Origin of the sequence: Granulicella sp. 5B5, from assembly GCF_014083945.1 — a bacterium.
Taxonomy (GTDB): domain Bacteria; phylum Acidobacteriota; class Terriglobia; order Terriglobales; family Acidobacteriaceae; genus Granulicella.
The window spans coordinates 2,986,387-3,005,368 of record NZ_CP046444.1 but is presented as its reverse complement, the minus strand read 5'-3'; the positions used below and the strand labels follow the sequence as shown (position 1 = coordinate 3,005,368).

8 protein-coding genes are annotated in these 18,982 nt (G+C 60.8%); 2 read left to right on the top strand and 6 right to left on the bottom strand.

The window, feature by feature from the left end; all coding sequences use genetic code 11:
- Positions 1-140 precede the first annotated feature (140 nt).
- The gene (locus tag GOB94_RS12630; protein ID WP_182276252.1) at positions 141-2,669 is read left to right on the top strand and encodes an alpha-L-rhamnosidase C-terminal domain-containing protein; all 2,529 of its coding nucleotides are present in this window, start codon (positions 141-143) and stop codon (positions 2,667-2,669) included.
- A 14-nt stretch (positions 2,670-2,683) separates the two neighbouring features.
- On the opposite strand, the gene GOB94_RS12625 is transcribed toward GOB94_RS12630, so the two are convergent.
- The 3 genes from GOB94_RS12625 to GOB94_RS12615 form a co-directional block, all read right to left on the bottom strand.
- The gene (locus GOB94_RS12625) at positions 2,684-3,880 is read right to left on the bottom strand and encodes a substrate-binding domain-containing protein (protein ID WP_182276251.1); all 1,197 of its coding nucleotides are present in this window, start codon (positions 3,878-3,880) and stop codon (positions 2,684-2,686) included.
- A 376-nt stretch (positions 3,881-4,256) separates the two neighbouring features.
- A complete protein-coding gene (locus GOB94_RS12620) occupies positions 4,257-7,316 on the bottom strand; it encodes an amidohydrolase family protein (protein ID WP_182276250.1) in 3,060 nt (1,019 codons plus the stop codon).
- Between the two features lie 92 nt (positions 7,317-7,408).
- Positions 7,409-10,453 (bottom strand): TonB-dependent receptor, encoded by a 3,045-nt coding sequence (locus GOB94_RS12615; RefSeq protein WP_182276249.1) that lies wholly within the window; start codon positions 10,451-10,453, stop codon positions 7,409-7,411.
- A gap of 595 nt (positions 10,454-11,048) precedes the next feature.
- Between GOB94_RS12615 and GOB94_RS12610 the strand changes: the two genes are divergently transcribed.
- Positions 11,049-12,035 carry a LysR family transcriptional regulator gene (locus GOB94_RS12610; protein ID WP_182276248.1) on the top strand — a complete coding sequence of 329 codons (987 nt, stop codon included), beginning with the start codon at positions 11,049-11,051 and terminating at the stop codon, positions 12,033-12,035.
- 50 nt (positions 12,036-12,085) lie between these two features.
- On the opposite strand, the gene GOB94_RS12605 is transcribed toward GOB94_RS12610, so the two are convergent.
- From GOB94_RS12605 to GOB94_RS12595, 3 genes are all read right to left on the bottom strand, one after another.
- A complete protein-coding gene (locus GOB94_RS12605) occupies positions 12,086-13,129 on the bottom strand; it encodes a glycosyl hydrolase family 18 protein (protein ID WP_182276247.1) in 1,044 nt (347 codons plus the stop codon).
- Positions 13,130-13,216: 87 nt separating this feature from the next.
- Positions 13,217-16,609 carry a TonB-dependent receptor gene (locus tag GOB94_RS12600; protein WP_182276246.1) on the bottom strand — a complete coding sequence of 1,131 codons (3,393 nt, stop codon included), beginning with the start codon at positions 16,607-16,609 and terminating at the stop codon, positions 13,217-13,219.
- A 502-nt stretch (positions 16,610-17,111) separates the two neighbouring features.
- The gene (locus GOB94_RS12595) at positions 17,112-18,932 is read right to left on the bottom strand and encodes a glycoside hydrolase family 35 protein (RefSeq protein ID WP_255483929.1); all 1,821 of its coding nucleotides are present in this window, start codon (positions 18,930-18,932) and stop codon (positions 17,112-17,114) included.
- Positions 18,933-18,982 lie beyond the last annotated feature (50 nt).

Below are 18,982 nucleotides of genomic sequence, written 5' to 3'. Positions count from 1 at the left end.
CCCATCAGCCGCTGATGGGCGCGTTCTTCTGTCTAGGCAGGCGCGAACGACGTTGCGATCTTGGCCGGAGCCGCGTATAAACGGGAACGGCCTGCAGCACGTCTTCCGAACAGGCGAGAACCCTTCGAGATGACCTCCCTATGCGCATTCGACTCCAGCACTTTCGCTATCTGCTGCCCTGCACACTTGCACTCGGCGTCTTCGGCCATCTCACAGCATCGGCACAGGCCAACATGCAATCGGAGCCTCTCGATCCGGTACGCGACGCCACCGGCGCCACGCTTGAGCGCACCGCGCACCAGCCACTACCCGAGCAGTACATCTGGACAGCAAGCAGCCACACCGAAAACACCTCGGGCGAGCAGGGCTACGTCCGCCCTGCGCACGCAGTGGAGAACGCGCCGCATTACTTTCGCGTGTCCTTCCGCGTCGAGCATGTGCCAGCACAGGCCACGCTCTACATCGCCGGCCCACGATCCGCAAATGTCTACCTGAACGGCCAGCACATCGGCAGCTTTGAGAGCGACATCACGCAACCGCTCGGCGTGCACGTCTTCGCGATGCCTGTTGCCTCTGTGCTCAAACCTGGCGCGAACGTGCTTGCGCTCAAAGTCGTTCGCGGGCGTGGCATCAACAGTGACTCCAACAGCGCGCTCGTGATGCAACAGACCTTCGGTGAAGTGCTCGTCGCAAAGATTCTTCCTGAAGCGCAAGGCATCCTGGCAAAGCCGCTCATGATGACAGACGCAAGCTGGAAGAGCACTACACAAGCTGGCGAGGGCTGGCAGACAGCCAGCTTTGACGACAGCGCCTGGCCGCACGTGCATGCACTCGGCAGCATCGAAAGCACGCTCGATCTCTTCCAGTGGAACGCCGACGCCGGCCTCTACGACTGGCCCGGTTATGACGGCATCTCGCCGTTCCTCGCGCATCGCCACATCATGCCCCACGCGGTGCTCTCGTCAACAGAGGCCAGCGGCCACATCGACAACCTCACCGCACTCACAAACAGCACGCCGAACGAATTCGCAGTCCATCTCTCCGCAACACACCTGCCCACACAGCAGGCTCCCAACATCATCCTCGACTTCGGCCGCGAGCTCACCGGTCGGCTCGAACTCGTCTCCGACTCCGCCGCACCCGCGCAGGTCACCGTGCAGTACGGCGAGTCCTACGACGAGATGATGAAGTCACCATACCTCGGCATCGACCTGCTCTACGTTGCACCACACCAGACCGCACACGGCCCCAAGAGCTCGTTCCGCTACGCGAAGATCTCCTTCATCGGCGGCGGCCCTGAGCTGCGCTTCAAGTCCATCGCCGTCGACGACATCTTCTACCCCGTCAAATACCAAGGCTCGTTCGAGTCCTCCGACCCGATGCTCAACCGCATCTGGGAGGTCGGCGCCTACACCGCGCACCTCTGCATGCAGGACTCCGTGTGGGACTCGCCCAAGCGCGACCGCGGCCGCTGGATGGGCGACACCGATGTGATGGGCCGCACCATTGAAGACGTCTTCGACGATCACTTCCTGATGGAAGACACACTCGACCGTCTGCTTGGCCCCGCGCCGGTGAAGGAGCATGTCAACGGCATCCCGGGCTACTCCGCGTTCTGGTTCACCGGCGTCGCACAGTACTATCGCGAGACAGGCTCGAAGGCATTCCTCGAAAAAGAGCGCGCGCGCATGTTGCAACTGCTCGCCTATGTAGACAAGGAGTTCGACGAGCACAGCGTTTACGCGAACAAGACCCACGTATGGCTCTACGTCGATTGGTCGCCGGAGTTCAGCGGCGACACACCGGAGACGCGCCGCGCCACCACGCTCGAGTTCTACAACGCCTACAGCCAGGCCGTATGGATGCTGCGCGAGCTCGGTGACACCGCCAACGCCGACCACTACGCGCAACGCGCAGAGCAGATCAAAGCAGGAGCGCAGAAGTATCTGCTCGATCCCGCCACCGGCACCTTCGGTCCACGCTGGCAGTCGAACGCCGCCGCCGTCGTCTCCGGCGCAGCCGATCCGTCTGAGTATCCTGCCATCTGGAACAACGTCCTCTCGCACGTCGGCCACGTGCGCTACAACGGGCTCGTCGTCACGCCCTACTACAACTACTACGTCATCAGCGCGATGGCGCAGGTCGGCCACCGCAAGGACGCGCTCGACTGGATCAAGCAGTATTGGGGAGGCATGGTCGACGAAGGCGCCACCAGCTTCTGGGAGGCCTACGATCCCGACTGGTTCAAGGATGATTTCCATGCCTCGCTGCAGGCCGACGGCCGCTCCGGCTACTTCGTCAGCCTCGCGCACGGCTGGTCCAGCGGCGCAACACCGTGGCTTATGGAGCAGGTGCTCGGCATCAACGCACGCGGCGCGGGCTTCAGCGAGGTTGATATCCGCCCTGACCTCATCGGTCTGCAGTGGGCGCGCGGCGCAGAGCCTACACCACATGGCCTGCTGAAGGTCGACATCCGCGGCGGCAATGCGCCACAGACTGCAATCGATATCCCCGAAGGCGTGCACGCGAACGTCTCCGTACCGTTAGCGCGTGCGGGCGCATCCGTGCTCGTCAACGGCGAGGCCCACGCGAGCACACCGGCTGAAAACGGCACTCGCGCCATCGTGCACCTCGGCGCGCCCGGCCACTATGTCTTCACCAGCCGTTAGCCGCGCTGCTGCCCTTACTGCAGCATCACACTGCGCGCGCTGTTCACATCTAGCGGATACACCAGGTCCACATTGCGCGGCGTAATCAACTGGTGCTTGATGAACACCGTCGACGGCACCGGCTTCTTGCGCAATATGCTCAACGCTAGCGGAATCAGCTCATCGCCGTAGCGCTCCGGAAAGTACGCTACGGAGCCCACCAGCCGCGTGCCCGGCCTGCGCAGCTCGGCGCGCGCGTCGGAGGTCGCATTCTGCCCCATCACCGCGACCTGCTCGCTGCGGCCCGCGTCTTCAAATGCTCGTACCGCGGCCAGCGCGCAGATGTCGTTCACCGCGCACACCAACGTTCTGCGCGCCGGTGCACGCCGCAGATACTGCCGCAGCACATCCAGCACCTCTTCGTAATCGCCGCGCCCATTCAGCCGGATCATCGGCAGATTGGCCGCCTGTGGCAGCTCTGCGCGCAGGCCATCGATCATGCCGGTGCCACGCAGCTCCACCAGGCTTCCGGCAATCGGCAGCTCCAGCAGCACGATGCGTTCTGCGTTGCCCCCCCAGGCCTCGCGTGCCCAACGCCCCAGCGCCTTGCCGCCAATCAACCCTGCTTTGTAGTTGTTCGCACCAAAAAAGTTCGCGCCCGGATGAGGTATCTCGATCGCGATCACCGGCGTATTCGACTCCACAAACTTCGACGCCACCATCGGGGCGATCCGTTCATAGGTCTGGAACTCCAGCACCAGGTCGACGTTCTCCTTGATCAGGATCTCGGCATTGCGTACGGCCTCTCGCGCGCTGTAGCGGTTGTCCACCGTAATGAGCTGCACATGCTCACGCGCCGCCGCCTTCTCCAGGCCCTTCAGCACTTCATTGGAAAACTCAAAGTCTCCCTGCGCGGCAAAGCCGATGCGGAACGGACGCCGGTCCAGCGGGCCGATGCGGCTTCGATACACGCTGCCGTGTGAGCGCTCTACCAGCCCACCATGCACCAGCGTGCGCAGCAACCGGAACACCGTCGTCTTCGGCAACCCCGTCCGTACCATCACCGCACCCAGCGACAGTTCCTCGCCGGGATACTGAAACGCCTTCAACACCGCACACGCACGCAACACTGTCTGCGACTCATTGCGATCGCCCTTACGCTCCGACACCGTCAGTGTCACCGCATCTCCCGTCAGAGCCTTCGTCTCATGCAGAACCTGTAGGCTGGCCATATCTCGTATCTGTTCCTTCCGGCAACCGATACGCGGAATCGTGGTTCCGCAGATCGGCACTCTAAAGATCTGGGTATTGTTGCACTTGGACCTGCGTGAGAACTCTGCGGCTTTCGCGGTGGGCTCGATACAGAATTGTTGCAAGTGCCAACTTACCTGATGGACATCAATCTCATTCACCGCAAACACGTTTGTCAAGTTAGAAATCCTGTCGGACATCTATGCTTCGGCGCCGATCCCTTGTCCGTCTCCTTTTTCAGGCCTGTTCTTTGTTGAAACGGTTCAACTTGCAGGCAAAGCGTGCGGTGACACCCTCAGGGCGAACACCGCACACTTACAGGAACCTTCTCGCTCTTACTCCCACCTGTCCCCGCGCTCACTGCGCAGGACACATCTTCGCCCCCGTGTTCACCTTCGCAAACGGCGCGGCCACCTGCGACACACTCCAAAGCTTGCCATTCTTCATCACGCACTCCACGCGGATCGTGTCGTCGATGTTCACCAGCGGATTGCCGGCCGTGATAATCAGATCGGCAAGGTGCCCCGGCTCCAGCGTGCCGAGGTCCTTGTCCAGTCCATAGGCCTTCGCTGGCAGGCTCGTCACCGTCTCCAGCGACTGCCACGGCTTCATCCCGAACTTCACCTGCGCGCGCAGGTTCAGGTGCAAGCTCGTCGCCGGGATATCCAGCGGCGAATCCGTCCCCGCTAGGATGAACCCACCTTTGCGGAAGTCATCGGCCACCGTCACCTCTTCGTCCCGCAGATGCTGCAGCGCAGGCGTCTCGTCCGAGTGCTCAGCCAGATCGACGGCCTTCTTCAGCCGCGCATTCTCCCACGGCGGCGCAATGCCCTGCCGCACATCGGTCGCCATGCCCGGGTCATCCTTGTACGGCTCCTGCGAGAACGTCGTCGAGATCGTCCACATGCCGGAGTCCACCAGCAGCTTGTGCACATCCTCATAGCTGCGTCCCGTCAGCGAGCGCGAGTACGCCCAACCCCAACGCGATGTGGCCGAGATATGCGTCATCCCATCTTCGCCAAGGTCCACTGCCGGCAGCAGATAATGCCCTGCCGACTGCACACCCATCTGCTCATGCCCAAACGCCGCACCCTCCTTCGCCATCGTGAACGGCAGCCGCACATAGAGCTTCACGAAGTCGAAGTCCAGCGCCTTCAGCCGTGCAAACTCGCGATGCAGCTGCGCCTCCGACGTCGTCGGAATCATCATCGGGTAGTACACGCGTTCGCCGTCGATCGCCTCACCCGTATCGAACAGCCGCGGCCCCACAGCCGCGCCCGACACATAGGACTCCTTGTGTTCCACCGCGCGATACGCGTTGTCCGCCAGTCCCTTCAGCTCCGTCACACCATACGCCAGCCACAGCCTGCCCATCCGCCCGCCGTAGTAGATGCCGTTATCCGAGTCAGGATGCGCGTGGTTCTCCCACAGCCCCGGCATCACGGTCGAGTCCTTCGCCTCAATCACGCGCGTCACTCCCGCAGGCACTGTCGCCGAGTGCGGTGTCACGCTCGTAATGCGGTTGTCTGTAATCAGAATGTCGACGTCCGTCTGTTCATCCGGCCCCTCGCCCTTCCAGAACCGCGCCGCGTGAATCAGGATCTTGTCCTCTGGCTTCGACGGTCGATACGTCAGGTCCACGGCCACCGGCGTGATCTTCCGCGTCGCGCGATCGATCAGCTGCAGCTTGCCATCGCTCAAAAACAGCAGGTGCTTCGAGTCGCCGCTGTAGGTCACCGCATCGGTCGTCTCATCGCCCAGCAGCCGCGCCTTGCCATCCGGATACCCGTTCTCATCCACCGGCATCGTATACAGCAGGTCGTCCATCACGAACGCCATCTCCTTGCCGTTTGGCGCATAGATCGGCCCATCTTCGGTGCGCGTCGTTACGGACTCAAACGGCGCAGGCTCAAAGAACTTCTGCTTCCCCGTCGCAACATCGACGGTAAGAATCTGGCTCGTGCCCTCGCGAAACCGCTTGGTATACGGTTTGATCGTCGCAATCGCCACCGTTTTGCCGTTCGGAGAAAACGCCGCCCGCCCTGGGAAGAACGTCGTCGGCGCCAGCAGGCGAATCTTGCCCGTCGCCACATCGGCGATCATCGTCGCCATCTTCTCGTCCTGAAACGCAATCAGCTTCCCATCCGGCGACCACGCCGGCATGATCTCGGCAGACTCACTCGGTGCGACGCGCGCATCATGCACATCGCTCGCCGCGTTCATCTCATGCAGATAGATGTTCTCGATGCCGTCCTTGTCGGTCACGTACGCCAGCGTCTTCCCATCGGGAGACCACGCCGGCCCCTGCTTGTAGAAGCTGTCATGCGTAATCGCCACAGGCTTGCCGCCGATGCGCATCACATACAACTGGTTCAGCGCAACAAACGCCACGCTCTTTCCATCGGGCGAAAGCGCCGGCGCATAGATGCCCTTCACCGTGCGCGTCGCTGTCGAATCGAAGTCATAGTGCTTGTGCACATACTTCGGCCGCCACGTAGGGATCGCCGCACTGAACGGGATCGCCGCCTCGCTGCGCGCACTCACGTCCGTCTTCAGAATCTTCCCATCGCCGCTGTACACCAGCTCCGAGTCCGAAAGCCACACCGCCGGAAACGGAAACGTGTCGATGGCCTTGCCCGTATACACCGGCTTTGAGCCGCTCGCCGTCACCACCTCCAGGTGCGCATCGTCCATGAACATGCCTTCGCCGCCGAAGCGCACATACGCCAGCAGCTTGCCATCCGGAGAAAAGCTCGGCGCCTCCAGCCTTCCTTTCGCTGGATCGATCGACGCCAGCGTCTTCTGCTGTTTCGTCGCGAGATCGATCAGCTCAACCGACTTCCCAGCGATACCCGTGCCACTGATAAACGCCAGCGACTTGCCATCCGGCGTCCAGTTCGGCCCAAACTCATCCGCAGGCGACGACGTCACCCGCGTCAGCTTGCCTGTCGCAATGTCCACCGTCCAGATGTCATACGACCCCTCAAACGCGCGGTCCGAGGTGAACGCAATCGTCTTCCCATCCGGCGAGATGCGCGGCTCGCGATCGTCGCCGTGACCAAACGTAATCTGCTTCAGCCCACTGCCATCCGGATGCATCGTCCAGATATGAAACGTCCCGCCGTAGTAGCTCTGCAGCGCCACCAGGTCACCCTTCGCCGACCAGTCCGGATGCGACTCCTCATGCAGCGCATCGGTCAACTGCTTCGCCGTCCCGCCCGCAAACGGTATCGAGTAGATCATCCCCTGCAGGTCCGCCAGCACTGTCTTGTGGTTCGGCGACACCGCCACCTGCATGTCCGTTCCCTGCGTCACCGTGATCGTCTTCTGCGCCATCGCGGCCGTCACCAGCACAGTTGCAGTAAGAGACACAGACACAAAACGCTTCACGACGAATCCAGCTACTGCAATCGGCATACATCATCTCCGGGGGTTGTGGAACGAGACAGTGGTAGACGTGACAGGGCGGCACAGCGCATACACGCCGTGCCGCCGCACTTCAGGGTGACTTAGAACGAGAACCGTCCGATGAACTGCAACGATCTCGCCTGGTACTCAAACGGCGCGCCCGACGATGCGATAGGCGTACCATACGCGTTCGCGCCAGTGCCTGTCGTGGCCGCCGTCGCGAAGTTGCCGTAGTTCGCATGGTTGAACAGGTTGAACGCCTCCACCGCGACGATCGCGTGATACTTCTCCTTGATCGTGAAATTCTCCTGCAGCCGAGCGTCCACGCGGTTGTACTTCGTTCCGCGGAACCCATCGCGCTGGATCACCCAGTAACCATAGTTCGCGTCATAGGACACCTTCGAGAGTGGCGCATAGATCGTTGTGCAGTGCGCCACCGGGCACGTGGCCCCCGGCGCAATCGGCTGCGACAAAAGGCTCTGCCCATTCGCCACCGAGTAGCCAAACGTGCGCGTGCTGCCTGTGTAACCGTTCACGCTGCCGCCCGAGGTCGGCGCAAACGCAAGCCCCGAGCCGAAGTGATAGAGGCTCGATAGCGAGAGCCCATACTTCCACTGGTACTCGCCGTTCATCGTCAGCGTATGCCGCTGGTCGTCCGTGCCATTCGCCCACTCCTGCTGGATGCCTGGACGGAACGGCTTGTTCGGATACGAGAACTGCCCGCCCGTCGAGTTCTTCGTGCGCCCCCACGTATACGCGACCGCGCCCGTAAAGCCCTTGGTCGTCGCATGCTTCACGCCAATCTGCAGGTCATCGGCGATCACACCCGCACCCGGATATGTAGTGAACGTGCGCGTACCCGTGCCGAACAGGTTGTTGCACACGTTCAGCGCAGGCGACGCGTTCGGGTTGCCATTGTTTGGCGCGCCGGTTGCAAGGTTCGTCACCGAGTCAAGCGTGATGTCGCCATTGCCGCATACACGCGACGCATAGTTCGCCGCTGTAATTGGGGCGGTAGGAATCAGGTTCTGCTCCGCGTTCGCCGGGTTCTCAAGGATGTTCGCCGACAACAGGATGAAGTCGTCATACACACGCATATGCACAAAGTCCGCGGTAACCGCAGTCTTGCTGCCGAACTCGTGCGCTCCGCCAATCGAGGCCTGCAGCGCATAGGGTGTCTTCGACCCGCGCGCCACCGGTTGCGGCGTATTCACATATCCATCCGGGTTGGAGGACGGGTTCTGTCCCGTGAAAGGTGTCGGCAGGCTTAATGGTGTGCTGGGGCTGCCAGCCACGGTTGCCTGCAGCGCGCGCGCCGTGCTGCTGTACAGCTCTTCGTCGATGATTGGGTTCGCCACCTGGTCGGCATAGTACAAACCGGCGCCGCCGCGGATCGACGTCTTGCCATCGCCGCGCGGGTCATACGAGAACCCGAGACGCGGCCCAAAGTTCAGGTTCGGGTTCGTGTTCGGCGTCAGCAGGCCGGGCGTCGGCTTGTAGCCCGTGTTGTAGGCTCCCAGGTCATTGTCGTAACGAAGGCCAAGGTTCAACGTCAGCTTCGGCAGAATCTTCCAGTCGTCCTGCGCCCACACGCCGATGATGTTGCGGTCGATGTCGATGTTGTACTGCCCAAACGCCTGGATGTAGCTTGTGCTGGTGCAATCCTGGTTCAACAGCGCATAGTTCCACGTGCTCGGATCGAGCGTGCCGTTCGGGAAGAACTGGTTGTACAGGCTCTGTGACGCTGTCACGCCCGAGCACGTAAGACCGCCGCGCAGATACTGCGGAAACTGCCCCCCATGCTTGGTGAACAGATACTCCCCGCCCATCTTTACGCTGTGCTTGCCCTTCAGCCAGAACAGGTCGTCGCGATACTGCTGCGAGTACTGATCGAAGACCTCCGGTTCGTTATAAGGCTCGCCGACCGTGACGCCGCCAGGCAGCGAAACCTGGATCGAACCCGTGCTGAAGAACGGCAGGTTCTGGAACTGAAAGTAGTGGAAGCCGCCATGCAGATCGTTGATCAGATGGTCGCTGAGGCTGCGGTTCCAGTCCGCCACAAAACCCGAACTCGACACCGACGACGAATACGACTGGCTCGGATCGGAACCCGCCACAAAGCTGCTCTTCTGCGTAAACCCATCGCCGCGCAGAAAGAAGTGGTTCTTGTCGTTCATCTGGTAATCCACGCGGCCCAGGTACTCATTCACCTTGAAGATCGTCGCGTGCGAGAACAGCGCTCCGGCCGTGGTCGTCACATAGGGGCTGATCGTCGCCGTATTCGGCTGATGCTCGCCCTCATACGATCCGAAGTACCACAGCTTGTCCCTCTTGATCGCGCCGCCCAGCGTGCCGCCATACTGCTGGTCCGAGAAGTCGAGCACCTTCTTCGCAATGGGGTCCGACGCATTGAAGAACGAGTTGCGGAAGTATCCGAACGCACCACCGTGCATCGAATTCGTGCCGGTCTTCGTCTGCACGTTCACATAAATGCCCGCCGAGCGGCCCGAGGTCGCATCGAAACGGTCCGTGATGATCTGAAACTGCGAGATCGCATCCTGCGAAAACTTCGGCTGTCCAAAGCTCGACCCCACCGAGTCCTGCGACACCTGCAGCCCGTCCATCGTGATCTGGAATTTGCCCGTCTCCGCATCACCGGCATTCGTCGACTGCCCCGAGGCCGCCGGCGTGTTCCCGAACGAGTTCGCCTTGATGCCCGGCACCAGCGCCGACAGCTCCACATAGTTGCGCCCGTTGATCGGTACGTCCTGAACCTCCTTCGGCGTCACGTTGCCGGCAACTGCTGAAGACGTGGTATCGATCGCCAGATCGCTTGTAGCTTCCACCACCACCGCGGTCGAAGTCGATGCCAGCGGCAGGCTGACGTTGATCTGCGCCAGCTGCCCCACCAGCAGCTCCACCTTCCTCTCCACCGTCGCAAACCCCGGCGCGCTTGCGGAGATCGTATACTCCGCCGCCGTCAGGTTGGGCACAACATAGGTGCCCTGCCCGTTTGCGGTCGTCAAAAACGTGCCGCCGCCCGTCTTCTTTACCTCAACCTTCGCACCAGGCAAGCCTCCGCCCTGCGCGTCGGTCACCACGCCGCTGATTCCGGTCTGTTGCGCTAAGGCTGGAAGCGTACACACGGTGCAGGCTGCAAGAAGCAGAAACAAGGACAGAAGACGCGCTCGCATCAAAAGAAGACCTCACACAGATCATGGGTTTGAATGGTTCAGTAGGAAGTGCAACGAAACCATCGCCATAGGGCGATACCGCCGCGGCCTCCGGGCAGACAGGGCCAGGACACGCAGTATTCCGTTGTTCAAAGACACCCCCGCCGCCGCGCGAAAGCTCAGCATTCGCGTCGTCGAGAGATGGGTGAGAGCGTTCCAGAGCTTGGCTTGTGCCTTGCCCCGCCAGCAGTTGCGTTCGAAAACTCTTCTCGCAACAGGTTCAAATAGTTGCAGAGATCTGAGATCTCACGTGCGCCCAGACAGCTTGATCAGGTATGAGCCGAGCATATCGTCAGCGCTGGAGGCTGTCTAATCAAAAGATTTTCGCGCGTAATAGAATTGTGATACGTTGATGAAAATATAGTTGCGATAGCAACGGACCACGCCGTCCACCCTCTGCCTTCGCGCGTAGCCAGAAAGCCTCCCCTAGACAAGCAAACCGCAAGCCCTCACGGTGGATTTCGGTCCGCCGCGAACGTGTCGCCACTCCACCTCTCGGAGGCCGCTCTTGGACTTTCGCATTCGGCAGTTGCAATGCTTCCTCACGCTCGCTGACCTGCTGAACTACAACAAGACCGCGCGCGTGCTCTACATGAGCCAGCCCACCATCAGCTTCCAGATCAAGTCCCTTGAGGAAGCCTTCGGCGCAAAACTCTTCGTCCGCGACCGCCAGCAGGTGCGCCTCACTGAAGCTGGCCGCGCCTTCCGCGACTACGCGCAGACCATCATGGACACCGTCGACAGCGCGCACGAAGCTCTCAGCAACATCAACACGCGCCTGCAGCTCCGCGTCGCCTGCGGGCCCGTCGGCCAGTTCGTTCTGCTGCCATCCATCCTCCGCATGCTCACGGAGATGTACCCCGACTTCGAACTCGAGGTCATCGAGCTCACCACCGAGCAGATGATCGCGCGCCTGCCCGAGGGCAAAGTCGACGCACTGCTCATGGTCGGCTCGCTGCCCGTGCCCGGCCTGCACTTCGATCCGCTCTACGAAGACAGCCTCATGGCGATGGTCTCCTGCCGCAGCCCGCTCGCGCAGATGGACGCCATCTCCGTCGAGTGTCTGCGCACCACGCCCATCATCGCGTCGCGGATGAAGGACTGCCGCTTCCATCAACCGTTCGTGCGCGCGCTGCTCGCCCCCTTCGGCATCACACCGCGCATCGTCGAGTCGCCACAGTCCTGCACCGTGCAGTTCGCCTACGCCGCCGCCGGCGAAGGCCTCGCCATCGCCACCCGCGCCATGGAGGCCTGCGTCTTCCCTAACATCGTCGCGCGTCCCTTCCAGGAAGAGCTCCCCACATTTCAGCTTGGTCTCGCCAGCATGCTCTCCAACGACTCCGCGGCGATGGCCATCTTCCGCAACGTCGCTCTCAAGTGCGCCACCACCGCCTTGAAGGCAAAGCCGCGGACCGCAGCACGGCCAGTCACCCCTCGCCCCAAACTCGTGCAGCCGGCCGTCACCTATTTCTCCGGCCAGACCCAGGCGAGTTAAAACAGCGAGGCCGTCGCATCAGCAACGGCCTCGCCACTCACAACATTCTGCTATCGTTTGTCAGGAATCGCCGCCCAGATCGCCGGATCTTCCTCACCCAGCACCCACGAGCACACGCCATAGACCCCAGCATCTTTCGCCATGCCATAGCGGTCCATGAACGCGCGCTTGTCCGTATAGAAGAACCACTCGCGCATCTGGTCGCGGTAGATGTAGAACCACGGCGTATGGTCATCCTCATCCCACTGCGTCTTGCCGCCATAGGTATCGCGATACTGGATCGTGTTCGCGTATGAGATGTACTCCGCCGTCGGGTTTGGCTTCTTCTCGTCCTTGTCCAGCCCCGGATCGCCCGTATACCAGTGGTAGCCATACACAGCGATGCCCAGCGACAGCTTGTTCTTCGGCACCACCTTCAGCGCATAGTCCAGGTTCTGCTTCGTCCATATCCAGCCACCCACCGGCCCCGGAGTCGTCCACCGCGTGTTCTGGTCATACGTCATCAAACACAGCGTATCGACAACCTCACCCAGCGCCTTCAGGTCGTATCCCAGCCGCCACTCCTCAAAGATCCACTTGCTGAATGCCATCTCGCCCGCATACCCTGGAGCATTCGGGCACACATCGATCTGCACCTGCAGGTGCTCGGCATGCAGCGCATCGGCCACGCGCTTCACCAGCGCCGACAGCCCATCGCGGTCCGTCCACATCACATCTTCGATGTCCAGGTTCACGCCATCATAGCCGTTATTCTTGCACTCCCTGATCAGCCCCGCGATCAGCGCATCCTGCGCCTTCGTATCGCCTGCCAGCTGATGCAGCTTCTTCCAGTTGAACAGCGCGAACAGCGGAATGATCGTCATATGCGCATCGTGTGCGGCCTTCAGCACCACCGGCTGCGGCTCGCCCGTCACCAGCCCGTTCTCATCAATCTGGTACCACGTCGGCGAGATCACATCGATCTTGTCCTTGTGCGCCATGAACGAGTCGACCGAAGCCTTCCCATTCCCCATCCAGAACTCCACCTTCTGCGCCTGCGCACACGTTCCGCTCAACACCGCGCCCAGCACCATCGCCCAAACTACTCGCTTCATTGCCTTACCTCTCTGTTGGAAAGCCTATAGAAAAATGAGCCGGAGAGAGCATCCTCTCCGGCTCAGGACTAGAGAAAAGCCAGCTCGTTAGAACGCGTATTTCAGCTCCAGCTGGATATGACGCTCCGTCGATCGCGTGCTCGTGATCTGACCGAAGTTCGTATCCTGGATGCCGTTGTCCGGGTTCGCGTAGCTTGCAATATTGCCCACGTTGAAGAAATCGGCGCGGAAGTCCAGGTGCTGGTCTTCATACGTCTTGAAGCTCTTCTGCAACGCGGCGTCGATGTTCAGGAAGCCCGGCGCACGCAGTGAGCCAGTGCTGACATTGCCGAACGCGTTCGTCGGCTGCTCCGCGAACACGCAGTTCACGGTCGCCGTTCCACCGTTGCCGGTCGAGTACGTCGCCGTCGCCTGGTCGGAGTTGCAAGCGTGGATCATCGCTGGCGCCGTGCCGAACCAGTGAGCCACCGAACGGTTCTGGATCGTCACCGGCAACAGCTCCTGCGGCCGCGCCGCGCCCGGATACGCATTCACCGTATTCGAGTACACCGCGTTCGAAGTCACCGTCACCGGGAAACCTGTGTAGGCAACGCCCGAACCGCTCAGCTTCCAGCCGCCCAGCAACTCCTGCATGATGAGGTTGGAATCCCCACCCCACCTCTGGCCATGACCATACGGCAGCGTATAGGTGCCCGTCGCGCTGAACGCATGTCGCACGTCGTCGCCCGCCGGACCGTAATCGCCACCGATGTTGTAGTAGTCCTGCTGGTAGTACTGCTGTTGAATGTCCGCGGCGCCGTAGTAGCCGATATCGTCGGTCAGCGCCTTGGCATAAGTGTAGTTCGCCGTGAACTCCAGTCCGCCCTTCAGATGCTGGCGGAAGATTGCCTGCAATGCGTTGTAGTTCAGGTTCGCATCTGAAGCCGTAATCTTCACCGTGCCATTCAGGCCAACGATGTTCTGATACGGCTGGGGGGCAGTCGCACTTGGTGCCTGATCGCCATAAGCCGGATCGACGAGGTGATGCCCAATCTCACCGACGTATCCGACCTGCAGCGACGAGGTGTTCGTCACCTGGTATTCGGTCGTCAACGAGAACTCCTGGATCACAGCGGACTGCAGGTTGTTCTTCCATGCGTAGAACGTCGTCACCGGCGGCGTCGTAGTTGGAAAGCCGTCGGTCGTAAGAACCGGCGCACCGCCCGAGTACGTCGCGCCGGAACCGCTCGGGTAGGTCGCCTTCGCTTCAAAGTCGTTATGGAACGGCGGGTTCTGTGTCAGGCGAAGGTTTGCGCCAGTGCCTTCCAGGTAGGTGGTGATGCCATAGCCGCCACGGAGCACCATCTTCGCCCGCGGCTGGTACGAGAAACCAATGCGCGGCATGAAGTTGTTGTAGTTGGAGCTGTAGCACGCACGCGTTGGGCAAACCGTCGCATTGGCGAACGTGTTAGCGGAAGGCACGCTGCCCGCGTACTCCACCGCACCGGTTGTCAGGTTGATGTTGGCCATCTTGTTGTTCACTTCGTAGATCGGCTGGTCATACTCATACCGCAGGCCCAGGTTCAGGGTCAACGTAGGCGTTACCTTCCAGTCGTCTTGAGCGAAGTAGGCATTGCGGTACTGGCGCTGGCCGGTGCGGCCCACAACCTGGCCCACCGAAGCGTCGCCGGAGTCACCCAGCAGGAAGTCCGCAAAGCCATACGTCGTGCTTGCGCCTACAGGCGTCGTGAACTGGCCGGTGTAGGTGAACGAGCCAAGCTCACCATCGTTGCCGGGGTAGAAGCTGTTCTGCTGGTACCGCGTCAACTCGGCGCCGAACTTCAGCAGGTGCTTGCCCTTCTGCCACGTCAGATTATCGCTGTACTGGAACACGTTGTCGATGAAGATCTCAGGCGTCGGGTTCGCACCCACGTTGCTCACAACAGCAAGCGCACCAGCCGTAGTCGTCGAGGGGCTGGCATTCGAGAACGTCTGCTGACTGAAGCCGGCCGTCTCTTGCGCCTGGCTTGGGATGCCGACAATCGAGTTGCCGTTCAGCCCGAACACGCCGCTGGGGTCCGTCGTCACGCCGCTGTTGTAACGGATGCGCGCATATGATGCACGCGCCTGGTTCACGATCGCGGGGTTGACAGCATACGTCCAGTCCACCGTAAACAGGTGATCGGGATAGCTCGACGCCGACGGGAACTGCACCGGGATCGGTTCCTTCGTCGTACCGTCCTGCGCGTAACCCTGCGAGTAGCGTGCAGAGATCACATTCTTGTCCCAGAAGTGCCAGTCGATCTTGATATCGGCCTGATCGTTCTTCTGGTAGCTGCCCGTCGGGCCGGTCAGGTTGTTCTGCACACCAGTCGGGTCGGTCGTCGGCGTGTTGGGCAGCGGATAGATGTTCGGATGCGCGAACAAATACTTCGCAACCGGATTCGTAATCGGCACACAGTTGTTCGCGTAAGGCGTAGGGCCGCCGGCGGTCTGCGTGTTATAAAGCTGCAAGCTCTGCGCGGCGATCAGCGACGAAAGGTCGGCATCGCCAGTCGGACAGTTGGCCGTCGCGGTTAGGCCGCGGAAGGCTGCCGGCGCGACGCTGAACTGCGTGGTGCCACCCGTATGCTCGCGGTAGCCCTCATAGTCCATAAAGAAGAACAGCTTGTCCTTGAAGATCGGACCACCGAACGTACCTCCGAAGATGGTCTGCGTGTATGGGTTGCGGGCAATGATGTTCGGCGCGTTGTACTTGTTCGTCCAGCTATTCGCATCCAGGTTGTCGTTCTCCAGGAAGCCGAACACACTGCCATGAAACTTGTTCGTACCGCTCTTGGTCACCATCAGCACTTCGCCGCCGTTCACGTTTCCGAACTCGGCGTTCGCATTCGAGCTGATCACGCGGATCTGGTCCAGCGAATCAGGGCTGGGGGTATAGCCGATGGTGTTGTTCAGGTTCTCATTGATCTCCTGACCATCGAGAATGTAGTTGTTCGATTGACCACGGTTGCCGTTAACATTGGCGACCGTGCTGCCACCTGTATCACGCTCCTTGGATTGCTGTCCGCCGAACGCACCATAGTCAGTCGAGACCGCACCGGGCGTAAAGACCGTCAGCTGCGAAAAGTCACGTCCATTCAGGGGAACGCTGTTGATCGTGTTCTCGGTGAACGTCTCGCCCAGAGTCGCATTCTCTGTATTCAGAATCGGCTGCGCGCTCTCGGACACATCCACGGTCGTCGTATTCGCACCGACCGCCAGCTTCACATCCACCTTGGCTACCTGGTCGATCTCCAGAGAGAACGGCCCATAGTTCTGCTTGCTGAAACCTGGCGCCGTCGTCACAATCTTGTATCGGCCGATCTGCAGGAAGCGCACGTTATAGATACCGGCGCTGTTGGCGGAGTCCGTGACTGTTACTCCGGTGTCCACATTGGTAACCGCAACCTTGGCGCCAGGAATGGCAGCGCCGCTAGGGTCTGTTACCGTTCCGGTCACCGATCCGGTAATCGTCTGTGCGGCTGCGGCAAGGGGAATGCACAGCAGTAAAAACAGCAGGCGTAGGGCTCTTGAACAACAGATATTTCTCATGGTGTGTCTCCGGCCTTCGAGATTTACATCCAGCAGCGATTCATACAGAGCTAGTGGCTTCTAGAGTCATCTTTTTGTTCAAATCACCTTCAGATGCTCAAATTGTCGCTGTTGAGACTGGAATCTACCGCATTGCGGAGCAAGTACGCAAGCAAAAACTTGTTCCTCGTAACGAAATTTTGTTTGTATTGTGCTAAATCATTCATTTTTATGTGCTTCAAATCCAGCCACGCACAAATTCGCTCATGTGCCGCGCCAAGCCATGCAAGCAGGTCTACTGAATGCCACCCGAGCAGCCACGGCACCGCTCCGCCGCACCTCAAATTAAAGTGCATGCCGTGTGTTGGTGATATGAAGCTAACCCCTTTGTACTGCGTATCTTACCCCGAAAACCCGGGGGGGGAGGGTGTCAGCGGTCGGCAGCCGTCGATTCCGCCACCGGCTGCAGATACGTCGGATGGTCGTCACCCCGGATCTCCGCCGCGCCGCCATTCAGATCGAACACCGTCACAGCATTGCTCCCGGCATGCAACCAGACTCCCGGAACATACAAGCTACCCATCGGCCCCACATTCCAGAACCGCCCCAGCAGATGCCCATTCACCCACACAACTCCTTTACCCAGCCGCTCCGTATTCAGGAACGTATCCCCCGGCGAGCTGACAGTAAATGTGCCACGGTAAAAGCAAGGCCCACTGCAGGTCTTCGCAGAGTAGCCATCCACCGGTGGCTCCTCCAGCGGCAGCGGTACCATCTGCCACCCATGCAGTGTCACACCCCCCAGCACCACATCGCCCAGAATCCCAGCCCGCTCACCACGCAGTTTCACCGAAAAGTTAATCCGCCCCGTATTCTCCACCAACAGATCGAGCCGTTGCCCTGCATGCGCTGTCAGCGGCAGGTCAGTCTCCCCAAGCCGACGGTCGATCACACCCGCCAGCTCTCCATCCAGATACACTCGCGCATAGCTGTGCAACTCGCTGATATGCAGCACTGCTCCTCGCACATCGCTCTTCAATCGCGTGCGATACAGCATGTAGCCATAAGCCTGGTCCACATCCTCCATCGCCAGCGGCGCTTCTGCTTCGATCGCCTTCGGCAGCTTCTCCCACAACGGACGCGTCTCGGTCAGCCGCATCTCCGGCAGCGTCATCATCGGGACCAACTCCGGCACCGCTGGCGGCGTCACATGCGTTGCCTCTGCGATGATCTTCCGCATCGCATAGTACTTCGGCCTCAGCCGCCCAGCCTCGTCGATCGGCGCGTCATAGTCATAGCTCGACACATCCGGCTCATACTTGTTCCTGTCCCAGTTCGCCCCATTCATCCAGCCAAAGCTCGTCCCACCATGGATCATGTACAAGCTGATCGAGTAGCCTTTCGCAATCACGTCCCGAAGCTCCGCCTCCTGCTTGGCCGCATCCGTCACCTCATGCTTCGATCCCCAGTGATCGAACCACCCGTCCCAGTACTCAGCCACATACACCGGCGCGTTTGGCCGATACTTCTTGAACACCGCGATCCCCTGCGCCGCATCGCCCGTCCCAAAGTCGATCCCCGCCGGCAAGTCCGGCAGCGACCCCTTCGGCAGTTCCTCTGGCCCATCGGCCGTATACAGCAGCGACTCGCCAAACCCCGCATCGCGCACCATCTGCTCCATCGTCCGCATATACGCACCGCCATCATCCGGCACCTGGAACGAGCCATACTCGTTCTCCACCTGCACCGCGATGATCGGGCCGCCGCGGCTTGCCTGCAGCGGCGACAGCTCCTTACCCAGCCGCATCATCCACGTCCGCACTGCCGCCAGATACTGCGGCTGCATACTCCGCAGCACCATCGTATGGTCCTTCAGCAGCCACGCCGGATACCCACCCAGGTCCCACTCCGCACACACATACGGCCCGGGCCGCAGCACTACATACAACCCCTCAGCCTGCGCGGCACGGAGGAACGCCGCCACATCGTTCTGCCCACTGAAGTCAAACACGCCCGGCTTTGGCTCATGCAGGTTCCAGAACACATACACCGTGATGGTGTTGAGCCCCATGGCATGCACCTTGCGCAGCCGGTCCGCCCAGTCCGCACGCGGAATCCGCGCATACTCCACCTCACCGGAGAGAATCTGAAACGGCTTCCCCCGCAGCTCGAACCGGTCACCCTTCACCTGCAGCGGCGTCTGCGCCACCACCCCCAGCGCCAGCACGCCTGCCAATGCAGCTACTGTCAATCTCCAGACACCTTGAAGCAACATACCCTCCCGTCGCACCCTGCCATCTT